The following is a 12,900-nucleotide window of genomic DNA, read 5'->3' on the forward strand; positions in this document are numbered from 1 at the left end:
CTGGAGGTCACACGGTGAGCGGCACGTCGCCGGAGAGCATCATGGAGTGCAGGGCCTGCAGCTCTCCGCTGGGTTCCAGGCCGATGTTCTCAACGAGGATGGCGCGGAACTCGCGGTAGGCCGACAGCGCCTCCGCCTGGCGGCCGTCCCGGTAGAGGGCGAACATGAGCAGCCGCCAGAGCGGCTCTCGTAACGGCTCCCAGCTCAACGCCATCCGCAGGCGGTCGATCGCGTCGTGGTGGTGGCCGAGCCGCAGGTACAGGCGCGCGAGGTTCTGCATCGCGACGATCCGCTTCTCCTGCAGCCGGGTCGCGGCGTAGCGGAGCGGTCCACCGTCGCCCTTGAGGTCCTGCAGCGCCTCGCCCCGCCACAGACCGAGCGCCTGCTGAAGCAGGTCGACCCGCTCCGCCGCGTCGCGGTCGCTGGGACCGACCGCCGCCTGGAACAGCTCCTCGAACTTCAGCACGTCGACGTATTCGAACCGCACGGTCAGCTGGTAGCCGCGCGGAACGGTCTCGATCAGCGCTCCCGCCTGGTCCACGACGGGCCGCAGCGCCGACACATAGGTCTTGATGTTGCCCCTGGCGAAACGCGGCGGGTCGACGGGCCACATCCCGTCGACGAGCTGGTCGACGCACACGGCGTGGTTCGCCCGGAGCAGCAGGAGCCCGAGGAGCTGGCGGTGCTTGGTCCGGCTGAGCCGGATGCCCCGGCCGTCCTTGTCGTACACCTCGAGGTTGCCGAGCATCAGGAATCTCATCGTCGCTTCCCTGTCGAGCGGTCATCGATGTTCCTGGTTCGTCTGACAAGCCGTTCCGGATGATGACCGGGCACGTCGACGTCAAGCCCTGACCATGGCAGGTCTGCAACCGGCTCCCGCTCGCACGCCCGCCGCATCGCCCGGACCGCGAGGGCCTGAAGGCTGCGCCCCGCGTCGCAGGCGTCCGCGAGCTACCCCCTCGGAGTGGTTCCCCACGGCATCCGTCGGCGGCAAGTCTCAATAGTGAGATTCCCAATATCGAGATTCCCAATAATGAGATCACTGTGGCCCGGACCCCAGCCCCACCACAAGGCCCGTCCCGATCAGTTCCCGGGACGCTTGGCATGGCCTGGACAGGACATCGCTATCTACACCCCGTTGATCACACCCCCGGATTAAGCCTGAGTGATAACACACTTCAATATCCAGATATTAAATTCACAAGAATCGCATGTCAACAAGCGATCCTGACCGCGTGTGACCACAGCCGTTGGAATCCGTGACGGAGATCACGTGGCCTGGGCCGATGGAACCGGCCGATCAGGTGTGACCTACATCACACGAACGTCGCCGCCGGGGCTCAGCCCGAGCCGTTCGCTCCCATCCGGAAGTGGAGCTTCCCGGCCGCCGACAGCGCGTTCAGCAGGGCGATCTCGGTCGTCTCCCCGCCGGCCAGGAGCCAGCCGGTGGTGCCGTACTGGTCGTAGACGCTGACGATCTCGGAGCCGACCGGGCGGTCCTGGTGGAGGACGGGGTCGCCCGGATGGCGCTCCAGCGTCTCGGCCCCGTCGGTTCCCTGGTAGACGCCGGTGGTCAGGGGGTACAGGAAGATGATCGCCGTCCCCTTGCGCGGGACCAGCTCGGTGTCCATCACCTTGGGGCGTACGCCCAGGGCCATGTCGATGATGTCCTCGTAGATGTTGAGGCCGTACACCTCGTCCAGCATGTCACCGAATCCGGTCCCGGCGATGCGGGCGTTGATCTCCACGATCTCGAAACCGTCTTTGGTGATGATGAACTCGGTGTGGGTGAGCCCGTTGTCGTAGCCGGTGGCCGCCAGGACGTCACGGATCCACGCCTCTATCTCCGCCTGGCGTTCCTCGGGGAACAGCACCGGGAACCCGTAGGCCTCCTCGCGGAAGTGGGGTTCGGGCGAGAGCACCCTGCTGGCGATGCCCAGCATCTTGGTCTCGCCCTCCCAGGTGATCGTCTCCGCGCTGTAGAGCGTCCCGATGAAGTACGACTCCGCGACGACCTCCCCGTCCGGCATTCCCTCGCGGGCCTCCCGCAGGAAATCGTCGAAGTCGCCCCGGTCGCGGATCAGCCAGACGAATTTGCTCCCCGCCCCGGCCGAATGCTTCACCAGGAACGGCAGGCCGAGCCGGTCGCCGAGTTCCGCGAAGGTCGAGCCGCCGGCCTCGGCGACCTTGACCCCGATGCCGGCGCTGCTCGAGTGCCCGGTCCGGTGGAGGTGCTTGCGGAGCGCCGTCTTGTCCCGGAGCAGACGCATGGAGTCGACGTTCTGGCCGGGCAGCCCGAGGGAGGACAGGTACTCGTACGTCGGCCACCCGCAGTGCTCGGTCACGGTGACCAGGCCATGGATCTCACCGATCCCGTCGACGGCCTTCTTCACCGCCTCCGGGTCGCCGGTGTCGACCTGGTGCAGGATCAGGGCATCGCACGGCCCGCTGAGCTGAATGTCATGGGAAAAGCGACCGGGATTCTTGGCGAACACATGCAGCACCGCCCCCCGCTCCTTGGCCGCCACCGCGAGCCGGGTCGCGCCCATCGCCATCCATTCGACCGAGAGAATGTTCAGCATTATCCAGACCAGACGATTGCCGAGAAAGATATCGCTCTTTATCAAATCGCAGCCGGCACGCGGTTACCAGTAGCAGAATGGCTACCCCGAAAGTCGAGCGCGACGGCCGGCGCGGGGGCCAGCCCGATGCGCGTGTGGAATCATGCTCGGGTGCGAGCCGAACGACATGCCCCGCCCGACGCCGCCGGTGCTCGATGAGACGGCACGACGACGGTGGCATCGGAGTTCAGGCGGTGGTGTTCGATCTGGACGGCACCCTCGTCGACACCATGACATCGCTGCCGGAAGCCTACGTGGCGGCCATCGCCGAACTGGGCGGCCCAGAGCTGACCGTCGACGAGCTGGTCGGAATGTGGCACCTCGGCCCCGCTCCGGCGCTGCTGGCGCACATTCTGGGCAGGGCGGTCACCGACGATGAGACGGAGCGCCTCTACGAGCATGCCGCCGCCGCGGTCGAGTCGGCCCGCCCGTTCCCCGGCGTCCGGGAACTCCTGCGGGCGCTGCGCGACGACGGCGTCCTCCTCGCGGTCTACACCAGCGCCACGCGCCGGATCGCCGACCCGATGCTGGCGGGCAGCGGCCTGGACGGCTACTTCCCCGTCGTGGTGACCGGTGACCAGGTCGCCGACCCGAAACCCGCTCCGGACGGCCTTCTGCACGCCTGCCGCCTGCTGGGCGTCTCCGCATCGGAGACCGCGTACGTGGGCGACTCCGAGACCGACCTGGGCTGCGCCCGGGCCGCGGGGGCGGCACCCGTCCACGCGCGCTGGTCCGCGAGTTCCCGCAGCGGCCACCACCCGCCCGCGGCCTACCGCCCCGCCGACGTGATCACCGTGCTCTCCGCACGCAGGCCGCTGTGCGAGGGGTCGCCGTAGTTCACCAGCCGGCCCCTGCCGAGGACCCTGCCCTTCGCGTCGATGATCCCGAGCCGGATGGCCGCCGCGACGGCCGAGGTGCGGTTCGTGGAGCCGAGCTTGGCGATGACCATGGCCACGTTGCGTTTGACGCCGTGCTCGGTGATCCCCATCCGGACCGCGATCTGGCGGTTGGTCAGCCCCCGGGCGAGGTTCCCCAGGGTCTCGGTCTCGCGCGGTGTCAGGATGGCGCGCACCTGATCGGGCACCCGGCTCGGCGGAAGGGAGCAGAGCTCGCTCAGGACGCGCTCCAGATCCGCGGCGGTCAGGCCCTTCACCGGCAGGACCGCGTCGGCCCGGCTCACCCACTCCTGCGCTTCCCCGGCGGTGGCCGACGAGGGATCCGCCAGCAGGACGAGCGTCGCGGCGGCCCGGCGCACGATCGGGCGGCCACGGACCGGAGGGATCACCACGACCACGTCGGCCCACCGGCACTCCTCCCCCGCCGCGACCAGCCGGGCCGACTCCACCGGCGGCAGCCCGTCGAGCACCGCCACGGCGCCGTGGCCCAGCAGCAGGTCGTCGCTGACGACCACCGTTCTCAGTCCCGCGGCCGCCGTCATGCGCTCAGCCGGATTCCGGATCGGCCTGGATGAAACCGCGCTCGAGGAGCGTGCCCAGGTAGGACTTCACGACCTCGTCCGCCTTCGCCCGGTCCACCGAGTAGTGCTCGGCGACGGCGTCGACGATCTCCTTCACCGCCCGGCCGCCGCCGACCAGGGACCAGATGTACGCGCCGGTCTCGTTCACCGAGTAGGCGTCGATGTAGGACTCCAGCAGGATCTCCGAGCCGGACCGCCGGGTGAACACCCCCAGCGAACGCAGCGGCTTCCAGTCGTCGCCGATCACGCGCTCCGCTCCTCCACCACCAGCAGCATCTGCTGCGCCGAGCGGGCGGCCCTCTCCGACCATCCGCGCGGGTCCTCGGCGGCGCCCTTCCCGTTCAGCAGGGCCCAGCCCTCGTCGAGGGAGAGCTCCCGGAGGGGGGTGGTGGCAAGCCTGCGGTAGAGCCACTTGCGGTTGATCGAGAAGTCCCCGTTGACCGCGAGCAGCGCCTCCAGCGCGAAGGTGAAGGCCTCCCGCGCCGCGAGGACGGCGGTCTCGAGGTCGCCGGACTGGAGCAGGCCCCCCACGTCCTCCAGATAGCTCTCGGCGCTGAGCTTGCGGTTCTCGGCGAGCCAGGCGCCGTACCGGGAGTTCAGGATCGCCGAGCGGCGTTCCTCCCACCACGGCCGTCCGTGCAGCGCCTGGCCGCTGACCAGCCGGTACAGCATGTCCTGCTCGAGCTTCCCGAGCTCGGGCGCCTCCTGGTCGGGGATCTCCCCGCTGAACCGGCCGATGATCTCGTCGATCTGGACGATCCGCCACACCTCGGCGTCGGCGCGGTACTGGCTCAGCTCACCGATCACGATGTTGATGGTCGGATCCGCCGTCGAGGCGTCGCGGGTGAACGCCTCCTGCCCCGGGCTGACGGTGATCGGGTCGTCCACGATGACGTACAGGTCGAGGTCGCTGGCCGCGTGCCCCCACCCGAGGACGACGGAGCCCGCCACGAACGCCGAGGTCGCGCCGCTGAAGTCGGGGAAGTACTTGAGGACGTCCGCCCAGGTCGGAAGCTCGGCGGACATGCGCTCCCCGGCGAGCGCGCGGCGGTTCTCCTCGGAGACCTCGACCCCGCTGCCGAAGCGCAGTTCCAGTGATGGTGGCTCGAACGTCATGCGGTTCCACTCCTGTCGGTGAAGGAAGGTGCGTCTCACGCCGGGTCGGCGGGACGCAGGACGAACAGATGCGTTCCGGCATCCCCGGGGCGCGTGCCGACGGTCCCGTAGACCCTGCGGTGATCGACCAGTTCCAGGCCTTCGGCGCGGGCCATCCGGACGAAGTTCGCCGGATAGGTCTTGCGCTCCACGTCGTAGGCGATCCCCGCCACCAGCGCTTCGAGTTCCAGGACGGCGAATCGCACCCGCTGCCAGCCCCCGGCCGCGCCGACGTGCACCGGCCGGTCGCGCCGGACCTCGGCGAGGAGGCCCGCGAGCGCGTCCGGCGGCAGGCTCGAAGCCTTCCGCAAGGCGCGCAGGCGCGCGCTCTCCACCTGCGGCAACCGGTCCGCCTGGACGTGGGCCAGTGCCTCGTCGATGTAGACCATGTGGTGCCGGGCGATGTTGCTGGAGCGTTCCTCCTCGGTCTCGAACGCCCCGATCAGCTCGTCGGCGACCATCACCAGGCCGTTCCGGTCGACCAGCCGGGCGAGCGAGCGGAGGAACACCCGGGTGTCCAGGTGGTGCGAGGTGCCGACGGAGACGACCAGCGGGTAGCCGCCGTCGCCGGTGAACTCCTCGATCCCCGCGTGGTGCGGCCTGATCGGCCATCCGGCGACGTTGTGGCACAGGTACGGGTAGGCGGCCGGGCTCGGCTCCACCGCGTCGATCTTGCTGTGCGGGAAGAGCTCGGCGAGCATGACCGTGGGCAGCCCAGGGCCGCTTCCGACGTCGAGGATCCGGTCCGGGGTGCCGGCCGAGTGCGCCCGGACCATCCTCCCCAGCATGATCATCTGTGCCGCGTAGGCCGGGTGCGTCGCCTCGAACAGCGCGTACTCGTCCACGCTGACCCGGCTCTCCCAGCTCTGGCTGAAGCGCCGGTCGGAGGGCTGCGCGGCCCCGAGGACCTCGTCGGGCCGGTGCTCGACGACGAACCGCGGGACGGCGGGGTCCCCGGCCGCGTTCAGCGCGTCGGCCGCGGCCGTGGCCAGCAGCCGGCTGTCGCCGTCGAGCAGGGCGCGCAGCCGGTCGCCGTCGGCGGGCGAGACGCGCCGCGGCTCCAGCCCGAGGATCCAGTCCGCGGTGTCCCATAACTCCGCGGACTGGTCATCTAACTCGGCGGGCTGGTCGGTCGTCCCGGTCGTCCCGGTCGTCGTGGGAAGAGGGACCGCCTGCCGCGCGCCGTCCTCGCCGGACCGGTGGTGGCCGGCGATCACGAGCCGGTCGGCGTCGACGGCGACGGTGACGAACGCGAGGGGGACGGTGAGATCGATCCCCGTGCGGTGCCGCCGCGCCGAGGCGCCGACCTCCGCGGCGTGCTCGCCGGCCGCCTCGACGGCCGCGCGCAATGCGGCACCCCGATCGGCCACCCCCGGAAAGGTCACCGTAATGGCCCGGCCGGCGAGTCCGTTCTGGCATTCCTGCAGTACCTTCGCGACGACGCCGTGGACCTCGGAAACACTGGTCAGCTCAAGCATCATGCACCTTCGTCATTCAGCCCCGGCGGCCGCTCGGCTCGTCTGGGAGTGCGCCTTACGCGGTGTAGAAAGGTTGCGACTCGAACGTGCGGAGCGCGTCGTAGTCGGCGACGACCTGGTCCGGATCGTCGGCCGCCAGATAAACGAAGCCGGGGGAGTCGAGAAGGCACGTCGTCGGGCCCAACTCGTGTCCCGGGACGGCACCGGTGGCCATGCCCGCGAACGTCGGCAGTGCCTCGATGGCCCTGCGCCACTCTAGCGATGCAACCACCCCGGGAAAACGGTTGTTTAGATCAACGAAACGTACGGCGCGATCGAGCTCGGCCGCCGCGTCGTCGTAGCCGATAAGCCATCCGGGGTCGAACAGCGAATCGACGTACATCGTCGTCTGTGACAATCCGCACTGCTTGTCCACGACATCGGGAAGCGTCCCGCCGCCGAGCCGCGCACCGGTTTCGATGAGCACGGGCCCGGAGTCGGTCAGCATGACCTCGGTGTGCGCGGGGCTGTTCCTGATGCCCAGCACATCGAGAACGGTGCGGGTGAAATCACGTAACCGGAGCCACTCGGGCGACCCCGGCGTGACCGGCTCCTGATAGTCGTAGAGCGGAATCCCGTCGGCGTTCACTGTCTTGGTGTAACGCCAGACCTCCGCGATCTTGTGATGGCCTTCGCAGGAAACGGTGTCGACGAAGTACTCGGTGCCGAAGACGCGTTCCTGCACCAGGACGCTGTCGTTGGCGTCCCCGTAGACGTTGGCCGTTTCGAGCACCCACCGGCATGCCCGAAGGAGGCTCTCGGCGTCGTCGCAGAAGTAGACGTGGTCCGACCCCGCGCTGGCCACGGGCTTGGCCACCACGCCGGCCAGCCCGGCGGACCGGTACCAGCCGACGGCCTCCTCCGCGTCCCGGAAGGACCTCCCACGTGGGACGACGACACCGCCGCTGGCCGCCACCTCGGCCATGCGGGTCTTGTCGCAGCTGGCGTCGGCCAGGTCGGCGCGGTTGCCGGGCAGGCCGAGACGGTCGCTGAGCCGGTCGGCGAGCAGGACTCCCGACTCGGTGCCGGGGACCACGCGCTCCACTCCCAGCTCGCCGAGCCGCGTGACGAGCGACTCGATATCCGGGTCGTGACCGAGGTCCGCCTCGAAGTCGGAGGGCTGGAAACCCTTCAGGTAGTAGGGGTGAATATCCGGCCTGCTCTGCACGTGGAAGCTCCGCGCGCCACGCTCCTTGAGCCTGCGGGAGAGCACCCTGCCCGTGGAGTAACCATCGACCACGGCGATCTTCAACGTTCCCTCCATGCCGACACTTCCCCCGTTCAACACAGTTCACAGGACATGGATCAACAAACCGGACAAGCTGTCTTCCTTGCGCCCTTCGGGGGCACCGAGTTCCCACCGTCCTCAGCATTCGGTCGCAGAAATGCATTGACCGAGCCCAGTTGGCCGATCGGGGGCGGCTTCAGATGGCGGCGCACCTGGGAAACCATCGACCATCGATCGAGATGACCTTGAGACTAAGGAGACGTTAACAGGATGTCAAGACCAGGTATCGAAATCTCTGAATGAGGTCTTGACAGAGCCGTAGATGCTCCGATTATGCTTTCGTCAACGTATGCGGGGCAGCACGCAACGTCACGGGGCCCTTTCCGATTTACCACAAACGATCCGCTGAGCTGCACATTCCTAGGAACGGTTGAAGTGTAAATGGGATTCAATGAGAATCATGGCAACACACGCACGGGTGATCACGGTCCGTTGACCGACTCGCCGGGGGCCGTGCCCTTATCCAAGGCTCGAACAGGGCCTTTGACGATCCGAGCAGACGGTTCACCGGGCAGTGCGAGTTCACCGGGCAGTGCGACGTGAGTAGCGGCTTATCGTCCACCAACGATCCAGCGCTCAACATCCTCGAGATATTCAGCCTCCGGGTCGGCGGGCAGGAAATCGAGATTCCCGCGATCCCGCGCTCACTTCTTTCCCACGTGGCGGTCAACGGGCGGACCATCGACCGCCGCCGCCTGACGCAGATCCTGTGGCCCGGACTCGGCGCGGCCGCCGCCACCAAACGCCTCCGCCAGATCCTCTGGCGATTGCGGTCGGCGACCGAGGTCCCGCTGCTGGAGGTCAACGACCTCACCATCTCCCTGCTGCCGAACGTGAGGGTGGACTGGGAGACGGCCGAGGCGGAGGCGCGCGCGGTCGTCTCGTCGGGGGCCATCCGCGCGGATTCACCGGGCGCCCCCGTCTGGCGCCTGTTCGCCCTGCCCTTGATGTCCGATCACGACTGCGACTGCGCCACCGGCCGGGCCGCCCAGCTCCAGTGGGACCATCTGCGCTTCACCGCCCTGCAGATCGTCGCCGAGGAGATGATGGCGGCCGGCGAGGCGATGCCGGCGGTCGAGCACGCGACCGCGGGCATCCGGGTGGACGAGTTCAGCGAATGGCCGTACCGGATCATCGCGCAGGCCCACCAGGAGCGCGGCGACCTCGGTCTCGCGGCCAAGGTCATGGAACGCTACGACGACCTGCAGCGGGCGCGGCGGAGATTCTCCGCGGCGACCGGCCACCGGTTCCAGCCCGCCCGGCCGAACCGGGTCCCGGCGGCGCGGCGGGCGCCGGTCGCGGAGAAGGACTGACGATCGGCCGGGCCGGAGCGCGGAGGCTCCCCCTCGCCGCGTCCGCGCACCCCGCGGGGACCGGCCCGCCCGAGCCGAGCACGGCACGGCGCTGCTCCCTCCCTTCACAGTCGTGCGGCTCCGTTCCTTCACAGCCGTGACCCCCCGGCCTCGGCCGCTCCGGCGGGTTCCCCGGCGAACCGCCGGACCGGTGTGACCGGCGCGCCCTGGAGCAGCCGTGTCGCGTCACCCTCCTCGGCGAGCGCCGCGCAGGCACGCTCGAACGCGGTGAGGGCGCGGTCGAGATCCTCGTCGGAGTGCGCGGCGCACAGGTTGAAGGTGCCGGTGAAGAGCAGCCCGTCGGCGGTGAAGCACTGCTGGAACCAGCTCTTGACGACCTGGTCGCCGCCGAAGCCGACCACGGGCCGGCAGGGCTCGCCGCCCACGGTGACGAGCTCGGTGAGCCCGTGCCGCCGGACGCTGCCGTCCATCCCGGCCTGCAACCGCTCGCCGAGCCGCCCGATGCGCGGCAGCACCGTACCCTCGGACACCACGTCGAGGACGGTGCGCGCCGCGGCGAGCGAGAGCGTCTCACCGCCGTAGGTGCCCGAGACCAGCACCTCGCCGAACTCCCGCATGGTCTCCCGGCCGCCCGCGACCGCCGAGAGCGGCATGCCGTTGCCCAGCGCCTTCCCGTAGCACGACAGGTCGGGGACCACGCCGTACTTCTCGCGCGCCCCGCCCGGTGCGACGCGGAAACCCGCGACGACCTCGTCGAAGATCGAAAGCGCGCCGGCCCGGCGGCACGCCTCCACCACCCCCTCCAGGAACCCGGGCCGGGGACGGCCCGGCCCGCACGGATCGAGGACGACCGCCGCGACGTCGCCCGCCCGCAGCTCCTCGGTCACCGCCCGCAGGTCGTTGAACGGGAACGGGGTCACCAGCTCCGCCGCGTGGCGCGGGACCCCCTTGGCCGTTGGGGTCACGGCCGCGTACCAGTCGTGCCAGCCGTGGTACCCGCACACCAGCACGCGTTCGCGGCCGGTGCGTGCGCGGGCGAGCCGGACGGCCGCCGTGGTCGCCTCCGACCCCGTCTTGGCGAAGCGGACCGCGTCCACCCCGGGGCACAGCTCCACGATCCGCTCGGCGACCTCGACCTCGAGGGGATGCGTCATCGTGAAGCTGATGCCGTCGCGCAGCTGCCGGACGATGGCCTGCTCCACCCTCGGGTCGGCGTGGCCCAGCACCACCGGGCCGAGCGCCATGGGGAAGTCGACCCACTCGTTCCCGTCCACGTCCCAGACGTGGCCGCCCTCGGCCCGGCGCAGCAGCGAGGGGGCGCCCGCCGCCCACTGGCTCGGCGCCTTGGAGAGGGTCTGGCCACCGCCGGGGATCACCCGGTCGGCGCGGGCCGACCAGGCCTCTGACTGGACGAAGGACCGGGCCAAGAGATCACAGCCTTCCGCTCGTCCCGTGCGCCGCGCCGGAGGCCGGCGGCGCGTCTCCGAGCAGCGACCCGAAGGCCAGCCGGTGGATCCGGCCGTCGCGGGTGAGCTCGGGATGGAAGGTCGCCACGACGGCATTGCCCGCACGGCACAGCACCGGGGTCGGTCCCGCGGGACCGGCCACGCGGGCCAGCACCGTCACGCCGGGGCCGGCGCGCTCGATGATCGGGGCCCGGATGAAGACGCCCGGGAACGGCGGCTGCCCGTCGTCCAGCTCTACCGGGCTCTCGAAGCTGTCGATCTGGCGGCCGTAGCCGTTCCGCCGCACCGACAGGTCCACCAGCCCGAACGAGCCCTGGTCCGGCCGGCCGTCCAGGACGTCCTTGGCGAGCAGGATCGCGCCCGCGCAGGTGGCCAGGATGGGCAGCTCCCCGAGATCGAGGACGTTGAGTGCCTCCCAGAGCCCGGTGGAGGTCAGCATCATCGACATCACCGTCGACTCGCCGCCCGGGAGCACCAGAGCCTCGATGCCCGCCAGGTCCGTCGGGGTGCGGATCTGAACCGTGTCGGCGCCCAGGCCGCGCAGCACGGCCTCGTGTTCGAGGAACGCCCCCTGCAGTGCCAGGACGCCGACGAGTGGTCTACCAGCCACGTTCGGCCAGCTTGGTGTCGAGCTGCTCCATCTCCAGGCCCGGCATGGCCGCGCCCAGCCCGCGGCTCACCTTGGCCACCATGGTCGCCGAGGTGTAGTGCGTGGTCGCCTCGACGATGGCCCGCGCGCGGGCGGCCGGGTTCTCGCTCTTGAAGATCCCCGAGCCCACGAAGACCGCCTCCGCGCCGAGCTGGAGCACCAGGCTCGCGTCCGCGGGGATGGCGAGGCCGCCCGCGCAGAACAGCGGCACCGGCAGCGCGCCGGTCTCGGCGATCTCCCGGACCAGTTCGACCGGCGCGCGCAGCTGCTTGGCCCAGTCGTACAGCTCCGCGGAGTCGGCCTGCGTGATCCGGCGGATGTCCCCGGTGATCGACCGCAGGTGCCGGACGGCCTCGACCACGTTGCCGGTCCCCGCCTCCCCCTTCGAGCGGATCATCGCGGCGCCCTCGCTGATGCGGCGGAGCGCCTCGCCCAGGTTGGTGGCGCCGCAGACGAAGGGCGTCTTGAACGCCCACTTGTCGACGTGGTGCGCCTCGTCGGCCGGGGTCAGCACCTCGCTCTCGTCGATGAAGTCGACACCCAGGGACTCGAGGATCTGCGCCTCGGCGAAGTGGCCGATGCGGCACTTGGCCATGACCGGGATCGTCACCGCGGCCTTGATGCCCTCGATCATCTGCGGGTCGCTCATCCGCGCGACGCCGCCGTCCCGGCGGATGTCGGCGGGCACCCGCTCCAGCGCCATGACCGCCGAGGCCCCGGCGTCCTCAGCGATCTTGGCCTGCTCCGGCGTGACGACGTCCATGATGACGCCGCCCTTCAGCATGTCGGCGAGACCACGCTTCACCTTGAACGTGCCGTGGACGTTGGTGCCTGTTTCTTCCGCCATTGCTACTCCTGTCGTGTTGAGGGCGTGCCCGACCGGACGCCTTCGAGTGAGGGCCCGGACGTGTACGGACTTCGCGGACGAGGGCGCAGGCCCAGGACCTCCTCCACCGCGGCCACGGGGTCCGTGGCGCTCGTGCCGTAGTGCACCTCGTACGCCGCCGGGCGGCTGTCCGCCAGCGACTCCGCCGCGGCCGACACCGCCTTCCGCAGCTCCTCGGCGGTGGTGAACGGCTGCCAGTCGGGAAGGGGAGGGTCGTCGGTGAGGGACCTGACGAGCCGCTCGCGCAGTTCCGGTTCCGGAACCGGCCGGGCGGACGCCTTCTCCAGGCTCAGGTCCAGGGCGGGGAAGAGGATCAGGTCGAGGTCGCCGCGGCGGCGCAGGACGTCCTCACCCCAGATCCGGCGCAGGACCGGGAAGTAGAACTCCTCCTTGCCGCCGTTGAAGACCGGGGAGCGGAGGTAGTCGCCGGTGCGCTCCTCCCGCGCCAGGCCGTCGCGCAGCCTCGGGCTGTCCGCGACGGTTCCCGGGCCGAGCCGGGTGATGTGCGGGAACGCGATGATCTCGGCG

Annotated in this window: 13 protein-coding genes; 2 read left to right on the plus strand and 11 right to left on the minus strand. The window is 70.0% G+C overall.

The window, feature by feature from the left end:
• Positions 1-7: 7 nt before the first annotated feature.
• Both E1264_RS05495 and E1264_RS05500 read right to left on the minus strand, forming a co-directional pair.
• Positions 8-760: an AfsR/SARP family transcriptional regulator gene (locus E1264_RS05495; protein WP_132170199.1), complete on the minus strand. Its 753-nt coding sequence runs from the start codon at positions 758-760 to the stop codon at positions 8-10.
• Between the two features lie 580 nt (positions 761-1,340).
• Positions 1,341-2,582 (minus strand): ATP-grasp domain-containing protein, encoded by a 1,242-nt coding sequence (locus E1264_RS05500; RefSeq protein ID WP_132170201.1) that lies wholly within the window; start codon positions 2,580-2,582, stop codon positions 1,341-1,343.
• A 194-nt stretch (positions 2,583-2,776) separates the two neighbouring features.
• On the opposite strand from E1264_RS05500, the gene E1264_RS05505 reads away from it, so the two are divergent.
• Positions 2,777-3,457: an HAD family hydrolase gene (locus tag E1264_RS05505; protein WP_165964017.1), complete on the plus strand. Its 681-nt coding sequence runs from the start codon at positions 2,777-2,779 to the stop codon at positions 3,455-3,457.
• Here E1264_RS05505 and E1264_RS05510 read toward each other — a convergent pair.
• Genes E1264_RS05510 through E1264_RS05530 form a run of 5 tightly spaced genes read right to left on the minus strand, consistent with a single transcriptional unit; the run spans position 3,391 to position 8,034 of the window.
• Positions 3,391-4,059, minus strand: coding sequence for a helix-turn-helix transcriptional regulator (locus E1264_RS05510; protein ID WP_132170205.1), 669 nt, complete (start codon positions 4,057-4,059; stop codon positions 3,391-3,393). The two genes, E1264_RS05505 and E1264_RS05510, sit on opposite strands and share 67 nt — an antisense overlap.
• A 4-nt stretch (positions 4,060-4,063) precedes the next feature.
• Complete coding sequence (locus E1264_RS05515) at positions 4,064-4,345, minus strand: PqqD family protein (RefSeq protein WP_165964018.1); 282 nt, start codon at positions 4,343-4,345, stop codon at positions 4,064-4,066.
• On the minus strand, positions 4,342-5,214 hold the full coding sequence (locus tag E1264_RS05520; RefSeq protein WP_132170209.1) for a hypothetical protein: 873 nt from the start codon (positions 5,212-5,214) through the stop codon (positions 4,342-4,344). Before E1264_RS05520 ends, E1264_RS05515 begins: the two co-directional genes overlap by 4 nt.
• 35 nt (positions 5,215-5,249) lie before the next feature.
• Positions 5,250-6,734, minus strand: coding sequence for a class I SAM-dependent methyltransferase (locus tag E1264_RS05525; protein ID WP_132170211.1), 1,485 nt, complete (start codon positions 6,732-6,734; stop codon positions 5,250-5,252).
• Positions 6,735-6,786: 52 nt separating this feature from the next.
• On the minus strand, positions 6,787-8,034 hold the full coding sequence (locus E1264_RS05530; protein WP_207935730.1) for an ATP-grasp domain-containing protein: 1,248 nt from the start codon (positions 8,032-8,034) through the stop codon (positions 6,787-6,789).
• 563 nt (positions 8,035-8,597) lie between these two features.
• Here E1264_RS05530 and E1264_RS05535 point away from each other — a divergent pair.
• The gene (locus E1264_RS05535; RefSeq protein WP_132170213.1) at positions 8,598-9,371 is read left to right on the plus strand and encodes a hypothetical protein; all 774 of its coding nucleotides are present in this window, start codon (positions 8,598-8,600) and stop codon (positions 9,369-9,371) included.
• Between the two features lie 128 nt (positions 9,372-9,499).
• Here the strand turns inward: E1264_RS05535 and E1264_RS05540 are convergent, their stop codons facing one another.
• The 4 genes from E1264_RS05540 to E1264_RS43130 all read right to left on the minus strand — a co-directional run.
• The gene (locus E1264_RS05540) at positions 9,500-10,798 is read right to left on the minus strand and encodes an aminotransferase class III-fold pyridoxal phosphate-dependent enzyme (protein WP_165964019.1); all 1,299 of its coding nucleotides are present in this window, start codon (positions 10,796-10,798) and stop codon (positions 9,500-9,502) included.
• Between the two features lie 4 nt (positions 10,799-10,802).
• Complete coding sequence (gene pdxT, locus E1264_RS05545; RefSeq protein ID WP_132170217.1) at positions 10,803-11,447, minus strand: pyridoxal 5'-phosphate synthase glutaminase subunit PdxT; 645 nt, start codon at positions 11,445-11,447, stop codon at positions 10,803-10,805.
• The gene (pdxS, locus tag E1264_RS05550; protein ID WP_132170219.1) at positions 11,437-12,333 is read right to left on the minus strand and encodes a pyridoxal 5'-phosphate synthase lyase subunit PdxS; all 897 of its coding nucleotides are present in this window, start codon (positions 12,331-12,333) and stop codon (positions 11,437-11,439) included. The genes pdxT and pdxS overlap by 11 nt, the downstream gene beginning before the upstream one ends.
• Before the next feature lie 2 nt (positions 12,334-12,335).
• The coding region (locus E1264_RS43130; RefSeq protein ID WP_165964020.1) for a hypothetical protein at positions 12,336-12,900 on the minus strand (565 nt) is incomplete at its 5' end.

Origin of the sequence: Actinomadura sp. KC216 (assembly GCF_004348535.1) — a bacterium.
GTDB lineage: Bacteria > Actinomycetota > Actinomycetes > Streptosporangiales > Streptosporangiaceae > Spirillospora.